This window comes from Photobacterium malacitanum (genome assembly GCF_900185615.1).
Lineage (GTDB): Bacteria > Pseudomonadota > Gammaproteobacteria > Enterobacterales > Vibrionaceae > Photobacterium > Photobacterium malacitanum.
The window spans coordinates 648,068-671,598 of the sequence record NZ_FYAK01000001.1 but is presented as its reverse complement, the minus strand read 5'-3'; the positions used below and the strand labels follow the sequence as shown (position 1 = coordinate 671,598).

Sequence of the window (23,531 nt, the reverse complement as noted above, 5' to 3'; positions counted from 1 at the left end):
TTGACTGTTTAAGAGCGACATTGGTGAATATTTTGACAGTTGTTGCAAAATTAACGGTAAAAGATGAAATGAGCAGCGAAAAAAATAGTTTAAAACAGTGTTCAATATTGCTCTGTAGGCGTTGGTAGCGCATACTAAACCAAGAATTTATTTAAGCTGATTATTTAATGGAGTCAGATATGGCTGAAGAAACTATTTTTAGTAAAATCATTCGCAAAGAAATACCAGCAGACGTTTTATATCAAGATGAACTAGTCACGGCATTTCGTGATATAAACCCACGTGCGCCAAGCCATATTCTTATTATTCCAAATAAATTGCTGCCAACAGTAAATGACGTTGAAGTAGAAGATGAATTAATGATGGGACGTATGTTTACCGTTGCACGTAAACTTGCACAAAGTGAAGGGATTGCTGAAGATGGTTACCGTTTGATTGTAAATTGCAATCCTTTTGGTGGTCAAGAAGTTTACCATATTCATATGCACCTATTAGGCGGTCGTCCATTAGGCCCAATGGTTGTCAGTTAATCATTGATAATTGCTAGCACAAAGCTGTAATCAAATACGTTGATAAAAAAGCTTGAGTATGACACTGCTAAATAATAAATAGTGGTGATTTGCTCAAGCTTTTTTGATGCTATTGAGTAAACTGATAATAGGGTATTAATAAAATAGGTTATCAAATTGAGGAGGCTGCAGCCTAGCAGTATATGAATCTAGCATGAAGTATAGATATGCGTTATCGATATTGTTAGCCATTCTGGTTACGGGGTGTAGTGGCGTAACAATACCTGGAATTAGTCTTGAGCAGGGTAATCACCATGTTGTGATTGGTAATACTGCCTTAGCCAATAAACTTGATTTTAGTCGTTCACAAACAGAGTTGCAGCATGGCTATTTGCATGCATCTGTTGATGTCATCAATAAAACTGACGCAGCTATATCATTGAGCTATCGTTTTTATTGGTATGATAGTAGGGGGTTAGAGATCAGTCATTCGATACCAACCTCGCAAGCATTGGTTATTCAACCGAATCAAAGATTGTCACTGCAGGCATTGGCACCGACCACAACAGCGACACAATACCGCATTGTTATGCATGATACACAAAATTAAGCAACAGTAGATAACATTATAAAGGTAATAAAAATGAAAAAGAGTGTAATAGCCTTATTAGCAACAGCAACGTTATTAGGCGGGTGTGCTCAACCAATTAATTACGGTGGTGGATTGCATGGTATTGAAAGTGCGGTGACAAATTTTGGTGCTAGTGACTTAGAAAAATTATCATCATCAATGATCGATAAAATGTTGGCTTCAGCTGCGATCCGCTCAATAACAGCGAGTGGCGAACCGATTGTTGTGGTTGATAGTATAAAAAATCAGACCCGTAGTCATGTTGATACTAACGCTTTAACGGCAATGATCAGTGAGCGTCTTCAAGATTCAGGTAAGTTCCGTTTTGTTGATCCTGCGCGTGTTAAAGCGGTGCGTAAACAATTACATTTTAGTCAAGATGACCGTTTTGTTAACCAAAGCACAGCGATTCAATTTGGCAATATGGTTGGCGCGCAATATATGCTGTATGGACACGTATCAACGGTTATGAAATCGACCTCAAACGGTAAACAGGCATATTATAAAATGACAATGCGTTTGATGGATTTAAAATCAGGTACGATTGAATGGTCTGGCCAAGATCAAATTGTACAAGCTGCCGCAACCAACAGTGCTGCTTGGTAATTTAGACATATTGGTATCGGGTGAGGAGCAATAATATGAGTGATCATGTGCATTTTAATCATGATCTTTTACGGACTTTACCCGATACTGAATTTGTTTCAGCATCAAAGTTAGCGGGAGGATTAACTAACCGCTGTTGGAAAGTCGAGTTATTTCATAGCTCAACAAAGCAAACCAAATATTATGTATGGCGGCCATTTTCTACAGCGGCTTATGTATTTGGTATTCAACGTCAACATGAATACGATTTACTAACAATGATCACTGAGACGGGTTTAGCCCCTAAACCACTGCAATTGGTTGTTAACACTGACTCATCAACAGAGCAAGTAGTAGGATTGTTTGTTGAATGGCTTGCTGGTATAGAAGCATCCCCCCATTTTTCTGATACCGCACTGTGTCAATTACAGGCAAAAGTGCATCAATTACCAGTACCTTGTTGGCGGCTAGATATTCAACAACGAGGACACCATTATTGGCAACATATTAATACTGAACATAAAACACCGCAATTAACCGCCATCTATAATTTCTTTCAAAATCACGCGATACCAACAGCGTTTGCTGATTGTTGCTGTCATTTTGATCTTGGGCGCTATAACGTTATTGTGCCATGTTCGAAGCAGGGGGCAACGGTGGAAGATGTCAAAATTATCGATTGGGAATATGCTGCTGCAGGTGATCCGAGTTTAGATTTAGCCATGACAATTATTGCCAATGATCTCGATGATGAATTAGCTGTAAGTGATTATTGTGACTATAGGCAGTTGGTTGACAAAGAAACACATTTTAATAAACAAGACTGGTTACAAGCTGTTATTGGTTGGAAACCGTGGTGCCAATATTTGGCATTATTGTGGTATTACGTTGGTTATGATGTTTGGCATCAACCACAATATTTACAATATGCTTCGCAATTACAGTTACAACTTATTGAATACATTAATAAGTATTAAGTGATATATAAGATAATATTGTTTAAAAACAATAAGTAAGTTATTAAAAAAAACACTTGAGTTGTAATGGCTATTATCTTGAAGAGCAATTTTTTGTAGACGAGATCATAGTTTTTGTTTTAAATTTGTTAAAACACTACTTAGATTATGGATTTAACCTCGCTATATCGGTATAGATAGTACGTAAAATTATTATTAGATAGTGAGGGGCAACAATGATTATTTATTTACATGGTTTTGATTCTACAAGCCCTGGTAATCATGAAAAAGTATTGCAATTACAATTTATTGATTCTGATGTTCGGTTTCTAAATTATAGTACGCTGCATCCTAAGCATGATATGCAACATTTATTGAAAGAAGTGCATAAATTACTAGAAACCTGTAATGATAAACAGCCACTCATTTGTGGTGTTGGTCTTGGTGGGTATTGGGCGGAACGAATTGGCTTCTTATCAGGTATAAAACAAGTAATGTTTAATCCTAACTTGCACCCTGAGCATAATATGGAAGGAAAAATAGACCGTCCAGAAGAATACGAGGACATTTTGACAAAGTGTGTAACAAATTTTCGTAAAAAAAATACAGGAAATTGCCTTTGTATCCTTTCAACTCATGATGAAGTGTTAGATAATCAGCAAACAAAAGATGAGCTAGATCAATTTTACGATATTATATGGGATGAAAATGAATCCCATAAATTTACAAAAATCTCGCAACATCTACAAAAAATAAAAGCGTTTAAAGCGCAGTAACAACGGAACCATTACCTCCTACATATCACAGACGGGTCGTAGATCCGTCTGCCTACGTACGTGAACTTAAACATATAGATACTTTTTCGCCTAGCGGTCTAGATGCTTGATTATTTACGATTATCAGACTGTTATGCAATTGAGTCTTTGTCAGTTTTTAAAAATCATATAAATAGAGAGGAAGCTATCTTGACGCGTATTATCGTTGTTGGTGGTGGTGCTGGTGGTTTAGAGTTAGCCACTAAATTGGGTCGTACATTAGGCCGTAAGCGTCGTGCTGAAGTAACATTAGTTGATCGTCGCGCAAGCCACTTATGGAAACCGTTGTTGCATGAAGTTGCAACAGGATCGTTGGACGCAGGTGTTGATGCAATTAGTTATCGTGCTCATGCTAAAAATCATTCATTTGATTTCCAAATGGGCTCATTGCAGGACATTGATCGCGATGCTAAAACGATCACGTTAGCGGCATTATATGACAAACATAATGAATTATTAGTACCTGAGCGCTCGTTGGAATACGATATTCTAGTATTGGCGATTGGTTCCACATCAAATGATTTCAATACTCAAGGGGTACGTGATAACTGTATTTTCCTTGATAGTCCAGAGCAGGCACACCGTTTCCGTAGTGAAATGAATAACCAGTTCATGAAGTTACATGCTAACAAAGACCAAAAAACAGTTGATATTGCGATTGTTGGTGCCGGCGCGACGGGCGTAGAGCTTTCTGCTGAGTTACATAATGCTGTACAAGAATTACATAACTACGGTTTTGGTGATCTTGATAGTTCCCGTTTAAACATCAACTTAGTTGAAGCTGGCGAGCGTATTTTACCAGCTTTACCACCACGAATTTCTCAAGCGGCACATAATGAGCTAACTAAGTTAGGTGTTAATGTACGTACCGCAACGATGGTAACAAAGGCTGATGAAACGGGTTTAACCACCAAAGAGGGTGAACACATTCCTGCGCAAATTATGGTGTGGGCGGCAGGAATTAAAGCGCCTGATTTCATGAAAGATATTGCAGGTCTTGAAACTAACCGTATTAATCAGTTAGTGGTAAAACCAACGCTGCAAACAACCCGTGATGATAACATTTATGTTATTGGTGATTTGGCGTCATGTGTGCAGGAAGATGGTTCATTTGTGCCACCACGTGCGCAAGCTGCACACCAAATGGCAAGCCGTTGTTTTGCTAATATCGTAGCTAAATTATCTGATCGCGAACAAAAACCTTACATCTATAGTGACCATGGTTCATTAGTATCATTAAGCCGTTTTTCGACTGTTGGTAGCTTAATGGGTAACTTGTCAAAGGGTTCAATGATGGTTGAAGGTCGTATTGCTCGTATGGTTTACATTTCATTGTATCGTATGCACCAAATGGCGTTACATGGAATGTTTAAAACTGGTTTGATCATGTTAGTAAGTCGAATTAACCGTGTACTTCGCCCAAGTTTGAAATTGCACTAATAGATTAGTGTAATAATAGTTAAGTAATAAAAAACGCCAGTATGGTTATAACTCTTTGGCTAGAGTTCCATACTGGCGTTTTTGTTGATAATTTAATTAATTTTAAATAGCTCAACATCAAAGATCAGTACTGAACCTGGTGGAATGCTGCCTGCGCCATTATTACCATAAGCAAGATTTGCAGGAATAAACAAACGCATTTTTTCGCCAACAACCATATGTTGTAAGCCTTCTGTCCAGCCTTTTATGACTCGATTGAGTGGGAATGAAATCTTCTCACCACGATCAACTGAACTATCAAATACAGTGCCATTAATTAATGTACCATGGTAATGGACTGTTACTGTATCTGTTGGTTTTGGATGTTCAGTACCAGTACCTGGTTGTAATACTAAATATTGTAAACCAGAGGCAGTAGTATGTACGCCTTGTTTTAGTTTGTTTGCCGCTAGAAATTCCTGTCCAATCTTAATATTTTCTTGTGCGGCTTGTTTGTTGTTGTAAGAGCGATAAAGAAAAAACGCAACCACGGCAGCGATAACCACTGCAATAATAATTTTTGGCACTAGTGTGTCCTTACTGAATAAATTTAATTAATAATATCATTCTCTTTCAGAAGTAACAGTATGAAATAACGATATAAGAATTAAATGTTAAAGTGGAAGATACAATCTTTTTAGTTTTTATAGCATATTGTTAGCATAACTATTCGTAAAAAAGTTAGTGACGTTTTATATATTATTCTGCTAGTTGATTTGAATTCTTGTTACTGTAGTATGCTTATTCTGAATATTGTGATGGTGGTTTATTTTCACAAGAAATTATAAGCATAAGGTTGATAGATAGAAAATGAACAATAATCTTAATGATATAAATTTACTTCATCAAGGGGAGTTGACTGATGCGAGCTATAAATTAAATTCTGATAATTGTTTTTTTAACAATATAAAAAATATTGCTAATAGTCTTAATTATAAATCTTCTGGATGGAAGAAAAAGCGTAAAGATACGCGATTTATAATATGGAGCTATTTGCATTACTCACGCTTAAAGCACTTAATAAATACTTTTTTAACACCCAATCTTAGTGTGATATTAGCGTTACATCCACATATTGTAAAAAAACCATTTAAACCTTATTTATGCGTTAATTGGAATAAAAAGCAAAGAATTACATCGGTAACTCAACATTTTCAATGCATGTCAGAGCTATTCTCGTCTAATTTACCCTTAATTTATCGAGATGAGGGTTATTGTGTATTAGAAATAGAAGATCGTAATGAAGCTAAATATAAACTGATATTAGATCGGGGACAAAATAGGGAAGGAGCGTTAGGTTTACGTTTAGTGAATGATAAAAATCAACGTATCTATATGATAACAATGAATTTAAGCCCCGAATATCAAGGTTCAATGTATATAGGCTCTATACAAGGACCTAATCATGATGTTGAAAATAGAAATGATGTAATAAAAGCCTTAACAAAAGGGTGCCATGGACTTCGACCAAAAGCATTGATTCTTGAATTTGCTATTATGCTTGCACACAGCTTAGATTTAAAAGTGCTATTTGGGATAAGTAATAAATCACATATGTATCAATCTTGGCGATATATTGGTCGTAAACGTAATGCCGTTACCTTTGATTATGATAGTCATTGGCAAGAATATGGAGCAGAGGTTTTTGATGGTGATTTTTATAAAATACCGTTAGAGGTTCCTAAAAAAGATTTAGAAAGTTTAAATAGAAATAAAAGAAAGCTATATACCAAACGTTATCAATGGTTAGAAGAAGCAGAGTTATTATTTGATACGAAAATTTCAAAAATAATAACTAAAATTGATTAATCATAGCATCTTCTACTGCTTGCTGTTTTTGACATGACAGAAAAATGAAATACCGCCTGTACTTCAAATATTTGTCGTACAGGTGGTGATCTTAGTAATATAGAACTGTTCTATAAAATTTATTTGTAAATGTAAAATATAACCAATATTGACGAGTAAATATTGGTAAAGCAGCGCTGAGTACCCATTAAATAAGTTGGGGTATATGCTAATTGAACGATAGTTGTCTTAATGCTGACAAATATTATCTTTATTAGTATGTAACTGATCACCATTAACAGTGATCTTATTGCGAGATAAAAGAAACGTCAGCAATGCATCTAATGAAAGCTCGTTAAGTTTACAGGTGTGAAAGCGAACATCGGAGCCCCAGTGTTGTTCGACATAGGTGTGTAATGTTTCAAGGGTGAAAGGTGTTGATGCATCGGCAATAAGGTTGAGAACATCGTGACCATGGCGGCTTGCTGTAGTGTGCATAATAAGTAACTATTTATTGAATAAAGAATCGGTAATGTTACCAGATACGAGGGAATCAAAGATTGATACATACTAATATCAATGCTGATAATGACGTTTAATATAAATCTTGTGGTATCAGAGAATACACATAGCCATTGATTGGTTTATTTCTATAAAAAATACGATTTCTTGCTTCGCATTCAAAAATAGCATTACAAGCTAATGCGGTCTTTTGACTGGCGTAGTTATCAATATGAGTAATAATTTCTAGTCGAGTAAGACCTAATATTTGAAAGCCAAACTGAATAATAGCGAGACTTGCTTCAGTTGCCATACCTTGGCGATGATAACTGTGGCTGATCCAATAGCCAAGATTGGCAGAATTAAATAAAGGCGTAATCGCACTAAGCGAAACTGTACCTACAAAATTGTCACTAAAACGATCAAAAATGGCTAATTCATAACTGTAATCATGTTGCCAACTTAAACGACTAGCAGCTATCCACTCATGGGCTTGTTGTTGGTCAAAATCACTATCACACCATTCTAACCAAGGTTTCAGGTAAGGCGCTGATTGACTAACAGCTTCAAAAAAGGCGTTTAAATCCGCAGTTTTAAATGGCCGTAAAATAAGCCGCGATGTGGTAAGTTGGTAATCAAGTTTCATGATAATAGTGGTCCATGAAGTGATAGTCGGTAAGGTAATAATACTAAAGAAAAACCCTAGACGAGTGTCTAGGGTTAGTTGGTATTAGATCATATTTTCTCTAAATTGGTTAAGCAGATCTTCAATGAATTTAATTCTCTTTTTACGATCTGGTTGTTCCGATACAATTTTAAGCTTGGTTGGTCCTTCCATTCTAAAATGCTGCGGTTGTGTTTGCAGTAAGCTGACTAGGAACTGAGGATTAATAGCTGCATCTTGTTTAAACTCAAAATAACCACCTTTTTCATTACTCTCTATTTTCTTAACTCCAATAATGGCAGCTTTGAGTTTAAGACTATTCACTGTTAATAGGTTAGTTGCTGCTTCTGGTAATAAACCAAAGCGATCAATTAACTCAACTTTAATCTCATTAAGTTCATTATCATTGGTTGCACTAGCAATACGCTTATAGAGCGATAAGCGGGTATTAATATCAGGAATATAATCATCAGGTAGCAATGCTGGAATACGCATTTCTACCTCAGCTTGCTGTTTGAGTAAGTCATCAAGTGTTGGCTCTTTACCTTCACGTAATGATTCAACAGCTTGTTCTAGCATTTCCATAAATAAGCTAAAACCAACGGATTGAATTTGACCACTTTGCTCGTCACCTAATAACTCACCAGCACCACGAATTTCTAAATCATGGGTTGCTAGAGTAAAGCCGGCACCAAGATCTTCTAATGATGCAATGGCTTCTAAACGTTTAACTGCATCTTTGGTCATCCGTTTAGGGTGGGGTGTCAGTAAGTAAGCATAGGCTTGATGATGAGAACGACCCACACGACCGCGTAACTGGTGTAATTGGGCTAAACCGAGATTGTCTGCACGATCCATAATAATAGTATTAGCGCTAGGTACATCGATACCCGTTTCAATGATAGTAGTACAAACTAAGACATTAAAGCGTTGGTGGTAAAAATCACCCATGATCTTTTCAAGTTCACGTTCACGCATTTGGCCATGTGCAAAAGTAACTCGTGCTTCTGGAATCAATTTAGCTAAATCTGCTGTGGTTTGCTCGATGCTATCGACTTCGTTATGCAGGAAGTAAACCTGACCGCCACGGCTAATTTCACGCAATATTGCTTCGCGAATAATATTTTCATCACTTTGACGAACAAAAGTTTTGATAGCTAGACGACGCGCTGGTGGCGTTGCAATGATCGATAAGTCACGCATACCACTCATCGCCATATTGAGCGTTCGAGGGATGGGTGTTGCAGTTAGCGTTAGAATATCAACGTCTGCTCGAATCGCTTTAATCTTTTCTTTTTGGCGGACACCAAAACGGTGCTCTTCATCAACCACCAGTAATCCAAGATCATGGTAGTTAACGCTACTATTAAGCAGTTTATGAGTACCGATAAGAATATCAATCTTACCTTCTTCAACATCTGCCAGAATCTGTTTTTGTTCTTTAGCTGTTTTAAAACGCGATAGTACTTCAACGCGAATTGGCGTATTGGCAAAGCGATCGCGAAAATTTTCGAAATGTTGTTGCGCTAACAATGTTGTTGGAACAAGTACAGTAACTTGCTTATTATTATCAACTGCCACAAAAGCAGCTCGCATTGCGACTTCTGTTTTACCAAAACCAACATCACCACATACCAAACGATCCATCGCTTTAGGTTGACACATGTCAGACAGTACTGCGTTAATCGCTAATGCCTGATCGTAGGTTTCTTCATAAGGGAAACTGGTACAGAAATCAGCATAGCTTTCACGATCAAGTTTAAATTTAAAGCCTGGTTTTAGCTCACGCATGGCGTAAACTTCCAGTAATTCAGCAGCAACGTCACGTACTTTTTCTGCAGCTTTACGGCGCGCCTTAACCCATGCTTCACCACCTAATTTATGAATCGGGGCAGTTTCTTCAGCGCCACCAGAATAACGGCTGATCAGATGTAATGAAGCAACAGGTACATACAACTTGGCACCATCTTGATACTCAAGGGTGACATATTCGGTTTTAATGCCGCCAGCTTCTAGCGTTTGTAAACCTTGATAACGGCCAATACCGTGGTCGATATGTACTACGGGCTGACCAAGCTGTAATTCAGCTAGGTTACGAATAATGGTATCAGCATTAACGGTGGTCTTTTTATCATTGCGGCGGCGTTGTTGAATACGCTCACCCAATAAATCACTCTCACAAATAAAAGCGACAGCAGGTTTTTCTAGAATAAATCCATTTTCAGCCGCACCAATAACAAGACAATGTTTGGCTTTTTTATCAGCCATTGCCGCTTCAAGACTATCAAAAACAGTTGGACGAAGTTTTATTCGAGCTAACAAATCAAATAATGCTTCACGGCGACCTTCTGAAGCCACAGAGAAAATAATTTTTCCTTTAAATTGCTCTGTAAACTGACGCAGTTCAGCGAACGGCTCTTTGAGTTGATGATTAATGGTGATAGCTGGAACAGCAGTTAATGCCGGGTTATAGCGCCCCTCTTTTTCATCATCAATTGGATCGCGTTGTATTCTTACTCGCGGCAGTTGTTTAAAGCCACTAAACATTTCATCTTTAGTTAGCCATAATTCTTTAGGAGTGAGTAATGGTCGTAGCGGGTCAACGCGACGCTGATCATAGCGGTACTCTGCATCATGTAAGAAGGTATCTACCGCTGGCTCTAAATCACCTAATGTCACCAATAGTGCATTACTAGGTAAATAATCAAACAAGGTTTCGGTATGATCAAAAAATAGTGGTTGCCAATATTCGATACCTGTTGGCCAGATTTTCTTACTGACTTGTTGATAAATAGATTCAGGCTCACGGCGTGCTTCAAAACGTTCACGCCAGCGCATACGAAAGTTTTCAATCGCTAATTCATCTGTTGGAAACTCATGTGCAGGTAGAAGATCTATCGTGGATATTTCTGCCGTTGAACGTTGATTTTCAGGATCAAATTGACGAATAGAATCTACTTCATCATCAAAAAAATCGATTCGGTAGGGGGCGTTGCTACCCATAGGAAAGAGATCAACTAACGAGCCTCGGCTTGCATATTCACCATGTTCCATTACCTGATCAACATGACGATAGCCAGATGCTTCTAATTGAAGTCGTAATTTTTCTAGTGAAATACGATCGTCTTTTTTGACAATTAGGGCATGTTGATGAATAAACTCTTGAGGCGTAAGGCGCTGCAGTAGTGTGCTAATAGGGACTAATATAATGCCATTTTTTTGAGTTGGCATTTTATATAAACGTGCGAGACGCTCAGAGATAATATCTTGATGGGGTGAGAAATTATCATACGGCAGTGTTTCCCAATCAGGAAAAACATGGACATCAATATCACAAAATTGGGTTATTTCAGGCTGCAGTTTTAGTGCTGTTTGAGTATCAGCAACAACGGTAAGTATCGGCCCGTTATGTTTGGCCGCAATTTCTGCTAATGACAACGCCAACGCAGAACCTGATAAATTACCGATGTAACGATTATCCCCAGATTTTTTAGGTACGGGAATGGAAAGTAATGTTTTATTCGTCATTGTTATTATTCATGTTTCGTTGTTGGGCCCGCTGACGTAAAAGCTTTTGTTGGCAATGCAGTGCGGCACGGATTAATAAATCACGATCGTCTTCTAATAGTCGCGTGTAATGCAGTTGAACTAAAAAACGATCCTCTAAAACGGAGCAGTTAACCACCTCAGCATAACAATAAATTGCCGCCGCAGGGTGATCTAAAAATAGTTTAACGGTGACATTTTGCCCAATTGGAAATTCATGTGAGCTATAAAAGCTTACATTACTTGCACCAAAGGTTTCAGTTATATATCGATAAGTAGCATTATCTTGTTGAGATAGCACGTAAGATAACAGTAGGTTTATTTTACTATTTTGAGCGCTAAGGTAATCGACTAATAGTTTACTGTCTTGTTTGCCAAATCCTGCTAATAGACGTTCTGCATTTTCTTCGAGCGTGTTACATTCGCTGGCGATGCGAAATAGTGGCGGTATTTCAGCACGAAAGGCGTCGACATCGGGGAGTGGTTTTCCATCAGTTAATGGTTCGACATTGATTGTTAGTCCTAAGTGAACTGAAAAATATTCATCTTGTCTCATTACTTACTCACTGCCTGTTAGTTGTCATCGACATTGTCACTATTAAGGTTATGTACCCAGATTATATCGGTGACAGATGGAGTAATTATTACTTAGAGCGTATCGACGAGCAAGTGATCTCCGTTAAGCGGCTATCTTTTACTCACTGTTTTTACATTACATTTACCTTGCTTGATGGTAAACCGTGCCGTTAACGCGTATTCTTGAGTCATCAAATAAAGGAGTGGTTTTTTAAGCCTATGTTTCATCCTGTATCTTTTTTTATTGGTTTACGTTATTTACGAGGACGTTCAGGTGACCGTTTTAGTCGCTTCGTTTCTTATATGTCAACCGCGGGTATTACTGTTGGAGTGATGGCATTAATTACCGTAATGTCGGTCATGAACGGTTTTGAGCAACAACTCAAAGACCGAATTTTAGGTGTGTTACCGCAAGCTGTAGTAACACATGCTGATGGGCGAGTCCCACTTTCTGAGCAGGTTCCAACAGTACTTAAACAATTACCACATGTCACTAAAGTTACAGCAATTACACGGGGTGAAACTATCATTCAAAGTGCGAATTCATTAGCCGCTGGTATGATGATAGGCATTGAACCGAATCAATATGATCCGATTGCTGATCATTTGATGGTGGGGTCATTAAAAGACCTTCAGCCAGGTAGTTTTAACGTAATTATTGGTCAAGCACTGGCTGTTGAATTAGATATTCAACCGGGTGATAAAATTCGTCTTATGGTCACCAGTGCCAGCCAATTTACCCCTTTAGGTCGCTTACCGAGTCAGCGAAATTTTACGGTGTCTGGAATTTACGATACCGGATCTGACGTTGATAAACAGTTAGTTTTCACGAATATCTCTGATGCTGGTCGGTTATTACATTATAAACTAGATCAAATGTCAGGCTGGCGGTTGTACCTTGATGATCCATTTGCCGTCACTGAACTTGCAAAAATACCATTGCCAAATGATTGGAAATGGTCAGATTGGCGTGAACAACGTGGTGAATTATTTCAAGCGGTTAAAATGGAAAAAAACATGATGGGGCTAATGTTAGGACTTATCATTGGTGTCGCTGCGTTTAATATTATTTCCGCATTGATAATGGTTGTAATGGAAAAGCAAGCGGAAGTGGCAATTCTAAAAACCCAAGGTATGACCCATCGACAGGTACTGACATTATTTATGGTTCAGGGCTCAAGTAGTGGTGTTATTGGCGCGTTATTAGGTGGTATTTTGGGTGTCATACTGTCTCATTACATTAATCCAATTATGGCATTTTTCGGTGTTAACCTAGCTGCAATTGGTGGTTCTCTACCAGTAGATTTTGAGCCGATGCAAATTTTGGCTGTTATTGTTGGCGCTATTATATTGAGTTTATTAGCGACAATTTTTCCTTCTTATCGTGCGGCCGCTGTCCGTCCTGCTGAGGCTCTTCGTTATGAATAATGCTTTATTATCTTGTCAGCAATTATGTAAAACCTATCAAGAAGGTCAGTTACAAACTGAAGTATTAAAACAGGTCAATATTGAAATAGCAGATCATGAATTAGTTGCTATTGTTGGCTCTTCAGGCTCGGGTAAAAGTACCTTATTGCATATTTTAGGGGCACTAGATGAGCCGACTAACGGCGAAGTGTTTTTTAAAGGGCAGCGATTAGATATATTAAGTTCAAATAAACAAGCAAAAATTCGTAATCAAGATATTGGTTTTGTGTATCAATTTCACCATTTGCTAGCTGATTTTACTGCCACAGAAAACGTGGCAATGCCATTATTGATTGGTGGTGTCGCCGTTACTGAGGCGCGTACCCGCGCTCAAGATATGCTGGCGATGGTTGGATTGGATCATCGCTTTGAACATCGCCCATCAGAATTGAGTGGTGGTGAACGACAACGGGTTGCTATTGCCCGTGCACTCGTTAATAACCCTGCAATTGTGCTTGCTGATGAGCCGACAGGTAATTTAGATCACCAAACGGCATTAGATATTTATGATTTGATGCGTAAGTTAAATGCAGAATCTGGTACTGCATTTTTAGTGGTAACTCATGATAGGCAGTTAGCATCAAAACTTGATCGTTGTATGTACATGCAAGATGGCATTTTAGCAGAGGTTAAGGAGAAGTAATGTTTCGTCCTTTATCCCTCTATATAGGTAGCCGATTTAACCGTTCTAAAAAACGCAATCGGATGGTGTCATTTATCTCATTGTCATCAATGCTTGGTATTGCGGTTGGGGTTGCAGTGATCATCATTGGTTTATCTGCAATGAATGGTTTTGAACGTGAATTACAAACACGCGTACTGTCTGTTATTCCTCAAGGTGAGTTACAAGCAGTAGAACCGCCATTGAATCATTGGAAACCACTATTAAAGCAAGTTGAGCAGCACCCACATATTACAGCTGCTGCGCCTTACGTTGAATTTACAGCATTACTTGAAAGGGGCGCTAAACTAAAAGCCGTTGCAGTGCGTGGTGTTGATCCTAAAGAACAGCTTAAAGTGAGTGAGTTGCCTCATTATGTAAAGAATAATGCATGGTCAACTTTTACTGCAGGTAAGCGCGAGGTGATCTTAGGGCAAGGTGTTGCAACTAAACTGAAATTAAAGGTCGGTGATTGGATCACCGCGATGATTCCAAATACCGATCCTGAAATGAAGTTAAGAGCGCCTAAACGTATTCGTCTACAAGTTGTGGGCTTGCTTGCGTTAGGCGGACAGATCGATCACAGTTTAGCGATCGTACCGTTACAAGATGCACAACAATATTTAGATATGGGGCAGGGCGTCTCTGGTATCGAGATGAATGTTGATAATGTGCTTGATGCTCAACAAATAGTAAAAGAAGTTGGCGATACTTTACCTGTTTATGTCTACTTAAAGAGCTGGACACAAAAATACGGCTATTTATACCGTGATATTCAAATGGTACGCACCATTATGTATTTAGTGATGGTATTAGTGATAGGTGTGGCTTGTTTTAATATTGTTTCAACGTTGATGATGGCAGTAAAAGATCGTGCTGCAGATATTGCCATTTTACGCACTATGGGGGCGAGTGATCGGCTGATTAAAGCTATTTTTGTTTGGCATGGTGTATTGTCAGGCGTACTTGGCAGTATTATTGGTTCGATATTTGGTTCATTAGTTGCAATTAATTTAACCCATATTGTACGAGTAATAGAGAAAATTATCGGACATAGGTTCCTATCAGGTGATATCTATTTTGTCGATTTCTTACCAACGCAATTAGCTTGGCAAGATGTTGCTATTGTTACGACAACAGCGATTGTATTGAGTTTACTCGCAACATGGTATCCAGCAACCCGCGCTAGTCGATTACAACCAGCTCGTGTCTTAAGTGCAAAGTAATAACTGATTTGGGTTATATTGGTGTGGATAATACAAAAACGGAGCTTCGGCTTCGTTTTTTTATGGGAGTATTTTAGCGATATTGGCTATTGAAGTAATAGTAACTATTATCTCTCTCGTAAGATGTTGATTTTGGATTATCAATCAGCAAATAAGTTCATTTTAATAGATAAATAAACATAAAAATAAGATCTAAAAGCAATTATTTTGACGGTTAATTGATATTTATGGTTATTTTTTGACCAAATATGTGATTATTTTGACAATAATAAACATTGTTTTTTTTATTTTATGCGCTGTGATTTTCAGTGTTTTCGTTGGCGGGATTATAAAAAAGTACCAATAGTCAGTGCTGATGCTGGTTGAGGTTTATCAATGATTGCTGATCAGAAAATTTGTTATATATAAATTACGAACACTGTTCTTTTTTTTGTGAATTTATATTTTTTAATTTAACAGTGTCATTTTTACGTGATAATTTGTTATTACTTAAATACGAGTACGCTGTTGTCGTTATTGGAAAGGGATTTATCCTGCATCGATATGACTATTAATTATAATGGACAGCTATTTGTTTATAAAAAACACAATTTAGGAATTAACATGAAAAAGAATGCACTTGGTTTATTAGTAGCTTTTGCTGTAATGGCTCCTGTAGCAGCACAAGCAGCAGTTCAACTTCCAGCTGGCACACAAGAGATTGGTGTTCAAGGTAATGCTAAGCTTGGTAGCGGTTGGGATCTAAACTTAAACGGTTCTTACGGTACTTTCGTAAAAGACAACTGGGAAGTTGGTGGTACTGCATCTGTTGCAGCTAAAGATGAAAACGATGCAATTAGCGGTAAGCTAGGTGTATTCACTGAGTACAACTTTGTTAACTCTACTAACTGGGTTCCTTACGTAGGTGTTGCAACTGAGCTTGCTGCTCTAAACTACAACAACAAAGACGGTGCTAATGGCGATCTTGGTAAAGATGGCGATTCTTGGGCACTTAACCTTAAACTAGCTGGTGGTGTTAAGTACTTCATCAACCCTAACGTTGCTCTAAGCGCAGAAGTTAACTACAACATCGCAACTGACGATATTGAGTTCTCTGGCAACAAAGCTAAAGACAGCCTAACAAACATCGTATTCGGTACTCGCTTCTACTTCTAAGTTTAAGCCCGTATACAGATGATAAAAAACCCGCTAATTGTTAGCGGGTTTTTTTATGGCTATTGATTAGTATATTGTTACTGTAAACAGAGATTAAGCGATATTATTTTTTTTAAAACGTTTAAGCAGCCAACTACTTAACAGACTAATGATTGCGATACCTAAAGTAACAAAAGGCGCAACCATCAACACCATGGTGGTCACACGCGCCACATTTTCTGGTAATAATGTTAATAAGTAACCTAGTCCTGTTAGCAGTAATACCCATGCCGTAGCGCTTAGCCAAGCAAAGCGGAAGAAATGCGCTTGATTCTTAACCCTAAACCCCATCATTAATGGCAATAGTGGTCGCACAACAGGAATAAATCGTGCAGTAAACAAGGCTACGATACCATGACGAATAAGCAGCTTATCGACTGTCTGCATTCGATGAGGTGGCACCATATCTACCCATCGTTTAACTTTGGGTAAATGATCGAGCCACCGACCTTGTAAATAGGCAAACCAGCTACCTATTGCAGCAGCAACAATCAATAAAAATACAATCAGTTTAAAATCAATGATCCCCATTGCACCTAATGTGCCAGCTAAAATAACAATACTGTCGCAAGGTAGCGGTGCAGCAGGTAAAAATGCGCTTTCTAGCCAAATAACAAAAGTGACACAAAAATAGATCATTACAATACTTTCTGGATTTTGTAATGCTGCAAAATCTTGTTGCCATAGCGCTGAAAAAATAGATACAAATGAATCAAGCATCTATGTAGTCCTTGTAGTCAGAGTCATAATTAAAGTAAATGTCGCGGTAATTGAGTAACCTTAACTGCCTACGACTATGGGTAAAACGGTATTGAAAATTAGCAAGCTCAAGAAGTGGATACCGTTGCTGCTTAGAATAATGACTTATTATTGGGTGTAATCGCTGAATGGCATTGTTGTCACAATTAAGAGCTGGAACAAAACTCTTTTTCTCGGTTTTTGATAGCTGTCGTGTTTTATGCGTATTATTCGATAAAATAATGACATTATCGTTCCAGTTTTCTTCATTGCTGGTAACGCTAAATGCTGACATTGAATGTAAAGCATACTGGGAAGCTGTTGCTGGCGTAGTCATACTCGTTGCGTTTATTAATAAAACACTTAGCAGTAAGCTAAATAGAGTAAGGTAGCCCATCAACAGTATCGCCTAAGTATAAAAAAAACACTTTTACTTAAATTTTTAGCTAAAGGCAATGTTTTTATAATAAATTGTAACGAAAATGATTTGTTGGTTCTGTTTTTAGTAAGTTATTACTTGAATTATAAAGAAAAAGCTCCAGTGTTCAACTGAAGCTTTAATCGTCTTTTTTAATGTTATTTTTATTTATGAAGTGCTTTTTTCATTTGTGAACCAATGAAAATGAAGCTAATTCCTTCAAATATTAATGAAACCCCAACAAAAATTCCTAATAATGACATTGAAAATTCAGGGTTATGCATTAAATTAAAGAAATATACCCCAATTGCGGTAGACAGTAAGCCGCTGAATACAATCCAGCGCCAGCCAGCAAGATGCTCTCTGCTGCTAAAGCCAAATACCATTCGCGTAATACCGTTAAAGATCATAGTTGCAATCATTAGTACAGTAATCGTGACTAAACCAATAAAAGGTTGCCCTAAAATAAATAAGCCGCCAATGAGGTAAAAGAGTGCACTAATGACATACCATATTTTGGTTTTCCATTGTGGAATACTGAAGGTGTGATAAACCTGTACCAATCCAATCACTAAAAAGATCACACCAATAATAGTGGTGATCGTCATACCTGCTGCAACAGGCAAGCTAATGGCAAAAATACCTGCAAGTGCCACTATTACGCCAACGATAACAAACCATTTCCAACCTTTGGTCAGTAAGTTCTTCACTGGGTTTTCCATCTTATTTCCCTTTAATTAAATTATGAATGTTTTTTAGCTGTTAGTAAGTGACTGCTATTTAAGGATGTATTTTATTTTTCAATAGTAGACTGAACAATAATAATTACTAGGCATAAAATGCAACTAATTAGCAAAATAAGTTTTTGATGGAGTGTCTAAAGGGCAAATGATAAATAGATGTGGGCTAGATCGGCTAATCGTGAAAGAGTGAGTAAGTGCAGCAAAAACAGTGGGGGCTATTTCTCAAAAAAAACGGTTAACAATAAAACTCCACCGTGATGGAGTTTTATTATGATAAAAATGCATTGTTAGCGAGCTTTAGGAATACGAAATTTGCGGCGATTCCAGCTACGTACAACTGAGTAGCGCCATAGCCAGCGAATACCAAAATATCCGATTAACGCACTTAAAACGCTACAGATAAAACAGCCTAGTAAAAATGGAGGACCGATTTGGCTCATTTGATTTAACAAGAAATCCCATGTCAATTCAAAATGAAATCCTACATCTGGACTGTGCAAAACCCACGCACCTAGTTTGTAAGCACCGTAAAAGAGTACCGGCATAGTGACAGGGTTACTGACCCATACTAGCGCGACAGAGAGCGGTAAATTGACACCAAACATAATAGCCAAACCTGCAGCCATTAACATTTGACTAGGAAGTGGAACAAAAGCCATAAACAGGCCTACAGCAAATGCACCAGACGCTGAGCGGCGGTTCAAACACCATAGATTGGGGTTATAAAGTAGATTCCCAAATATTTTCAACGCTTTTTGGCGTTTAATTACTTCATGGCTAGGCAGAAATTTTTTAATGAAATGTCTTGGCATAATGATTTTTTTTAAACTGGCTAAGGCCATATGGTTCAAATATTTATAGCGAGTATCAGCGGTTTTCTATCGTTACATTTTTTTAATATACTGCCACCATATTGGTATCTATTTTTACTAATAGCTGTTGGCGGTATTATATTTATAATGTGTCGAAATGTTATCGTTATTTGTTTTTCACTCGCTATATTATGGGTTGTTTTTGATGCTAATCAATATATTAACGATATAGATAGTATTCCAAAAAACAGAACTAATATTACCATAGATGTTAGCGTTAGTACGCTTTTTAATGAAAATATACCCGCTGAGAATTTTGAGGTAAAAGTACTCAATCTACATTCCGCTAATGTTGACTTTGTTTTTCCTGTTCGATTAATGGTGGTGTGGAAAGATCCGCCACCGTTGAAGCAAGGGCAAGTATGGCGATTACCGGTAAGGTTAAGTCGTATTGTCGGTCGAGTTAATCAAGCTGGCTTTGATGGTGAACAATATGCTTTAAGTCGCGGTATTCATGGCAGTGCGGTAGTAAACAGCGGTGATGTGATTCCAATACGACTCTCTTCCTCCACTTCACTGAGACAACAATGGTTAGACCAAATTACGCCATTACTTAAACATCGTGATAATCAAAGTTACTTAACCGCATTAAGCTTTGGGCTAAGAAATGGACTTAAAGCGCAAGACTGGATTTACCTTCGTGATAGTGGCTTGGCGCATTTGTTAGCAATATCAGGTCTTCATATTGGACTTGCGATGTTAATGGGGTGGTGGTTAGGTTATCTATTGCGGTTATGTCTTCCTCAAACACATTATTGGTTATGGCTACCGTTATTGAGTGGATTAGCGTTTGCATTAGGTTATGCATGGTTAGCGGGGTTTAGTTTACCCACTTTGCGTGCACTGTTAATGTGTTTAATCGTCGGCATTTTAAGAGTAACTGCAATCTATTGGCTACCGTGGCAAGTGGTATTAGTAACTGTCGGCCTCTGCTTGTTGTGGCAACCTTTTGTTAGTTACAGCGCTGGGTTCTGGCTGTCTTTTAGTGCGGTTATTATTTTTTTAGCCATGATGATGACTGATAACTCACCGGATCTGGTAACGTTACCTTGGTATCAACGTGGGTATCAAAAGCTAAAGTACCTCTGTAAGTTACAAGGCTATTTATTACTCTTGATGCTGCCAATGCAATGGTGGTGGTTTGGTGGTGTATCTTTAGCGGCACCATTAACGAATTTAGTTGCCGTGCCTTGGGTCAGTATGATTACCGTTCCTTTAGTGTTAATGGGGGTTATCACCTCATGGTTGCCGTGGTTATCATCATGGTGCTGGCTACTGGCTGACGCCTCACTAAGCCCTATTTTAAATATTGCAGCATGGAGTCATGGTGCATGGATGATGTTACCTGCAGCATTAACACCATGGCTGGTGATTGGTGCAATAACGATCGTTGTATGGCCATTATTACCAATATGTTTTTTTCGATGGTTTTATTGCAGTGTGATTTTTATTGTGATGAGTTGGCGTTGGGAAAATAATCATCAACCACGGCAATGGACACTCAGTGTGTTAGATGTGGGTCACGGCTTAGCTATCTTAATTGAAAAACAACAGCGAGCGTTTATTTATGATACGGGGAATGCATGGAATGAAAACAGCATTGCAAAATCTGTTATTACTCCAATATTGGCTAATAAAGGAATAACAGCTATCGATGGGTTAATTTTGAGCCATGCTGATAGCGACCATGCTGGTGGTAGCGAGTACCTTATTCAGCACTATCAGCCTGCTGCAAAATACAGCAGTGATCAACGAGCAGCGTTTTCTGAGTGTGTTATAGGGCAAACATGGCAGTGGCAAGGTCTTGAGTTTGCAGTTAAGTGGCCACCTAAAGCAACAAGTCGAGCGGCTAATTCAGATTCTTGTGTTATTCGAATTCAAGCGATAGAGGGTAAGGGGCCAAGTATCTTATTAACAGGGGACATTGACGCTAAATCAGAATTAGTAATGTTAATGCAAACTCAAGCTTGGCAAACTGACATTATTATAGTGCCACATCATGGCAGTAACACCTCTTCAACTCAAACATTACTGAGTGCTATTTCACCATCACTTGCTGTTGCTTCCATTGGTCACTTTAATCCGTGGGGATTGCCATCACAAGCAGTTAAAAAGCGTTATCAAGATAACCATATTAATTGGCTCAGCACTCAAGATAGTGGTCAAATAACGATTACAATGACAGATGATGGCTACAGTGTAAAAAGACAACGACATTATTCTCAAGATTGGTATCGACCACACTGGTTGACTAAACCATGAAATAATAACCGTGATAGGGTGTTAGTGGTGTTTTTATGAGCAGAAAAAACCCTTTAATAAAAAAGGAGTAAGGACAAATTTGGTTGATAGCAATGTTAAGGGTAGAATAGCAGTATTGTATTTCATCCAAATTGGCATTCATGACGCAATTAACAGAAAAATCAACCAAAGATACTTATAAAAGACTGTGGCCTTATATCAAAGTTTATAAAGCCGGTATTATTGTAGCTGTCATTGCGCTGATCATAAATGCAGCGGGTGACACGTTAATGCTGTCGATGATTAAACCATTACTAGATAAAAGTTTTGGTGGCTTTGATAGCATGGATTCTGGCTTCCTTGCTATGATGCCAATCTATCTTGTTGGCCTCATGATCATGCGTGGTGTCAGTGGGTTTGTTTCAACCTACTGTTTATCATGGGTTTCAGGCAACGTTGTAATGAACCTTCGTCGCCAATTATTCCAACACTTTATGAAAATGCCAGTGGCGTTTTTTGATAAAGAAGCATCTGGTGCATTATTATCACGTATCACTTATGACTCTGAGCAGGTTGCTTCTGCTACCAGTAGCGCATTAGTGAGTATCGTTCGTGAAGGTGCATCTATTATTGGCTTAATGGCATTAATGTTTTGGAATAGCTGGCAGTTATCCGCGATATTAATTGTTATTGCGCCTGTGGTTGCGATTAGCATTAGTGTTGTTTCTAAACGTTTTCGTAAAATCTCACGCAATATGCAAGATGCAATGGGATCGGTAACTTCTTCAGCAGAGCAAATGCTTAAAGGCCATAAAGTCGTATTAAGCTATGGTGGTCAACAAGTTGAGAAAGAACGTTTTGATTATGTAAGTAACTCAATGCGTCGTCAAAGCATGAAACTTGTCTCTGCACAAGCAATAGCAAACCCAATTATTCAAATTATTGCTTCACTAGCATTGGTTGTGGTGTTAATTCTAGCGAACACACCATCATTACGAGAAACATTAACACCAGGTACCTTTGCGGTTGTATTTGGTGCGATGTTTGGTTTGATGCGCCCGTTAAAATCACTAACTAATGTTACTTCTCAGTTTCAACGTGGTATGGCTGCATGTCATACATTGTTTGAGTTAATGGATTTAGAAACTGAAAAAGATAACGGCAAACATGAAGTTAAGCGTGTTAATGGTGATGTATCAGTTAAAGATGTAACTTTTACTTACCCGACGAAAGATACACCAGCATTACGTAATGTTAGTTTTGAACTTCCTGCTGGTAAAACAGTAGCATTGGTTGGTCGATCTGGTTCTGGTAAAAGTACCATTGCTAACTTATTGACTCGTTTTTATGATATTGACTCTGGCGAACTGCATCTAGATGGTGTCGAGCTAAAAGATTATACCTTAGCTAACTTACGCTCTCAGGTGGCGGTAGTATCGCAAAATGTGCATTTATTTAATGACACTATTGCTAATAATATCGCTTATGCCAGCGGTGACACTTACACTCGTGCAGATATTGAACGAGTAGCAGAGCTTGCTTATGCGATGGACTTTATTAAAGACATGGAGCATGGGCTGGATACTGTTATCGGTGAAAATGGTGTGAGTTTGTCAGGCGGACAGCGCCAACGTCTTGCTATTGCACGTGCATTGCTACGTAACGCGCCTGTTTTAGTACTTGATGAAGCAACATCTGCGTTGGATACCGAGTCTGAGCGTGCGATTCAACGCGCATTAGATGAACTACAAAAAGATCGTACTGTATTAGTGATCGCTCACCGTTTATCAACAATTGAAAATGCCGATCAGATTCTAGTCGTTGATGATGGTGAAATTATTGAACGTGGCACCCATGGTGAGTTAATTAGCCATAATGGTGCTTATGCGCAACTTCATCGTATTCAATTTGGTGATTAATC

General features: G+C 38.2%; 22 protein-coding genes. 13 read left to right on the top strand and 9 right to left on the bottom strand.

Annotated features, from left to right (window positions below):
• Window positions 1-179: 179 nt before the first annotated feature.
• The 6 genes from hinT to PMAL9190_RS02960 all read left to right on the top strand — a co-directional run bounded on the left by hinT (window position 180) and on the right by PMAL9190_RS02960 (window position 4,936).
• Entirely contained in the window at window positions 180-530 is a 351-nt protein-coding gene (gene hinT / locus PMAL9190_RS02985) for a purine nucleoside phosphoramidase (RefSeq protein ID WP_060996563.1), read from the top strand.
• 193 nt (window positions 531-723) lie between these two features.
• Window positions 724-1,119: a YcfL family putative periplasmic lipoprotein gene (locus PMAL9190_RS02980; RefSeq protein ID WP_087843851.1), complete on the top strand. Its 396-nt coding sequence runs from the start codon at window positions 724-726 to the stop codon at window positions 1,117-1,119.
• 33 nt (window positions 1,120-1,152) lie between these two features.
• A complete protein-coding gene (gene lpoB / locus PMAL9190_RS02975) occupies window positions 1,153-1,746 on the top strand; it encodes a penicillin-binding protein activator LpoB (protein WP_087843850.1) in 594 nt (197 codons plus the stop codon).
• A 35-nt stretch (window positions 1,747-1,781) separates the two neighbouring features.
• Complete coding sequence (locus PMAL9190_RS02970) at window positions 1,782-2,702, top strand: phosphotransferase (protein ID WP_087843849.1); 921 nt, start codon at window positions 1,782-1,784, stop codon at window positions 2,700-2,702.
• Between the two features lie 215 nt (window positions 2,703-2,917).
• On the top strand, window positions 2,918-3,457 hold the full coding sequence (gene ycfP / locus PMAL9190_RS02965) for an alpha/beta hydrolase YcfP (protein ID WP_065176633.1): 540 nt from the start codon (window positions 2,918-2,920) through the stop codon (window positions 3,455-3,457).
• 189 nt (window positions 3,458-3,646) lie between these two features.
• A complete protein-coding gene (locus PMAL9190_RS02960) occupies window positions 3,647-4,936 on the top strand; it encodes an NAD(P)/FAD-dependent oxidoreductase (RefSeq protein ID WP_087843848.1) in 1,290 nt (429 codons plus the stop codon).
• Window positions 4,937-5,028: 92 nt separating this feature from the next.
• Here the strand turns inward: PMAL9190_RS02960 and bamJ are convergent, their stop codons facing one another.
• Window positions 5,029-5,502, bottom strand: coding sequence for a BamJ family beta-barrel-assembly machinery protein (bamJ, locus tag PMAL9190_RS02955; RefSeq protein ID WP_087843847.1), 474 nt, complete (start codon window positions 5,500-5,502; stop codon window positions 5,029-5,031).
• Window positions 5,503-5,785: 283 nt separating this feature from the next.
• Between bamJ and PMAL9190_RS02950 the strand changes: the two genes are divergently transcribed.
• Window positions 5,786-6,784 (top strand): VirK/YbjX family protein, encoded by a 999-nt coding sequence (locus PMAL9190_RS02950; protein ID WP_087843846.1) that lies wholly within the window; start codon window positions 5,786-5,788, stop codon window positions 6,782-6,784.
• Between the two features lie 228 nt (window positions 6,785-7,012).
• Here PMAL9190_RS02950 and PMAL9190_RS02945 read toward each other — a convergent pair whose 3' ends face one another.
• The 4 genes from PMAL9190_RS02945 to PMAL9190_RS02930 form a co-directional block, all read right to left on the bottom strand.
• A complete protein-coding gene (locus tag PMAL9190_RS02945; RefSeq protein WP_065166219.1) occupies window positions 7,013-7,261 on the bottom strand; it encodes a YecH family metal-binding protein in 249 nt (82 codons plus the stop codon).
• Window positions 7,262-7,358: 97 nt separating this feature from the next.
• Complete coding sequence (locus tag PMAL9190_RS02940; RefSeq protein ID WP_087843845.1) at window positions 7,359-7,910, bottom strand: GNAT family N-acetyltransferase; 552 nt, start codon at window positions 7,908-7,910, stop codon at window positions 7,359-7,361.
• An 84-nt stretch (window positions 7,911-7,994) separates the two neighbouring features.
• On the bottom strand, window positions 7,995-11,456 hold the full coding sequence (gene mfd / locus PMAL9190_RS02935) for a transcription-repair coupling factor (RefSeq protein WP_087843844.1): 3,462 nt from the start codon (window positions 11,454-11,456) through the stop codon (window positions 7,995-7,997).
• Window positions 11,446-12,030, bottom strand: a complete 585-nt coding sequence (locus PMAL9190_RS02930; RefSeq protein WP_087843843.1) for a PilZ domain-containing protein — start codon at window positions 12,028-12,030, stop codon at window positions 11,446-11,448. Before PMAL9190_RS02930 ends, mfd begins: the two co-directional genes overlap by 11 nt.
• Window positions 12,031-12,269: 239 nt before the next feature.
• Between PMAL9190_RS02930 and lolC the strand changes: the two genes are divergently transcribed.
• The 4 genes from lolC to PMAL9190_RS02910 all read left to right on the top strand — a co-directional run bounded on the left by lolC (window position 12,270) and on the right by PMAL9190_RS02910 (window position 16,559).
• Complete coding sequence (gene lolC, locus PMAL9190_RS02925) at window positions 12,270-13,478, top strand: lipoprotein-releasing ABC transporter permease subunit LolC (RefSeq protein WP_087843842.1); 1,209 nt, start codon at window positions 12,270-12,272, stop codon at window positions 13,476-13,478.
• The gene (gene lolD, locus PMAL9190_RS02920) at window positions 13,471-14,160 is read left to right on the top strand and encodes a lipoprotein-releasing ABC transporter ATP-binding protein LolD (RefSeq protein ID WP_087843841.1); all 690 of its coding nucleotides are present in this window, start codon (window positions 13,471-13,473) and stop codon (window positions 14,158-14,160) included. The genes lolC and lolD overlap by 8 nt, the downstream gene beginning before the upstream one ends.
• On the top strand, window positions 14,160-15,404 hold the full coding sequence (gene lolE, locus PMAL9190_RS02915) for a lipoprotein-releasing ABC transporter permease subunit LolE (protein ID WP_087843840.1): 1,245 nt from the start codon (window positions 14,160-14,162) through the stop codon (window positions 15,402-15,404). Before lolD ends, lolE begins: the two co-directional genes overlap by 1 nt.
• A gap of 603 nt (window positions 15,405-16,007) precedes the next feature.
• Window positions 16,008-16,559 (top strand): outer membrane beta-barrel protein, encoded by a 552-nt coding sequence (locus PMAL9190_RS02910; protein WP_087843839.1) that lies wholly within the window; start codon window positions 16,008-16,010, stop codon window positions 16,557-16,559.
• Between the two features lie 93 nt (window positions 16,560-16,652).
• On the opposite strand, the gene PMAL9190_RS02905 is transcribed toward PMAL9190_RS02910, so the two are convergent.
• From PMAL9190_RS02905 to PMAL9190_RS02890, 4 genes are all read right to left on the bottom strand, one after another.
• A complete protein-coding gene (locus PMAL9190_RS02905; protein ID WP_087843838.1) occupies window positions 16,653-17,318 on the bottom strand; it encodes a DedA family protein in 666 nt (221 codons plus the stop codon).
• On the bottom strand, window positions 17,311-17,673 hold the full coding sequence (locus PMAL9190_RS02900; RefSeq protein WP_144384302.1) for a hypothetical protein: 363 nt from the start codon (window positions 17,671-17,673) through the stop codon (window positions 17,311-17,313). The genes PMAL9190_RS02905 and PMAL9190_RS02900 overlap by 8 nt, the downstream gene beginning before the upstream one ends.
• Window positions 17,674-17,918: 245 nt before the next feature.
• The gene (locus PMAL9190_RS02895; RefSeq protein ID WP_087843836.1) at window positions 17,919-18,476 is read right to left on the bottom strand and encodes an HdeD family acid-resistance protein; all 558 of its coding nucleotides are present in this window, start codon (window positions 18,474-18,476) and stop codon (window positions 17,919-17,921) included.
• 308 nt (window positions 18,477-18,784) lie between these two features.
• Window positions 18,785-19,309, bottom strand: coding sequence for a DUF2062 domain-containing protein (locus PMAL9190_RS02890; RefSeq protein ID WP_087844203.1), 525 nt, complete (start codon window positions 19,307-19,309; stop codon window positions 18,785-18,787).
• Between the two features lie 30 nt (window positions 19,310-19,339).
• On the opposite strand from PMAL9190_RS02890, the gene PMAL9190_RS02885 reads away from it, so the two are divergent.
• Together PMAL9190_RS02885 and msbA are read left to right on the top strand one after the other, a co-directional pair.
• Window positions 19,340-21,631, top strand: a complete 2,292-nt coding sequence (locus PMAL9190_RS02885) for a DNA internalization-related competence protein ComEC/Rec2 (protein ID WP_087843835.1) — start codon at window positions 19,340-19,342, stop codon at window positions 21,629-21,631.
• A gap of 140 nt (window positions 21,632-21,771) precedes the next feature.
• Window positions 21,772-23,529: a lipid A ABC transporter ATP-binding protein/permease MsbA gene (gene msbA / locus PMAL9190_RS02880; RefSeq protein ID WP_087843834.1), complete on the top strand. Its 1,758-nt coding sequence runs from the start codon at window positions 21,772-21,774 to the stop codon at window positions 23,527-23,529.
• Window positions 23,530-23,531: the final 2 nt, after the last annotated feature.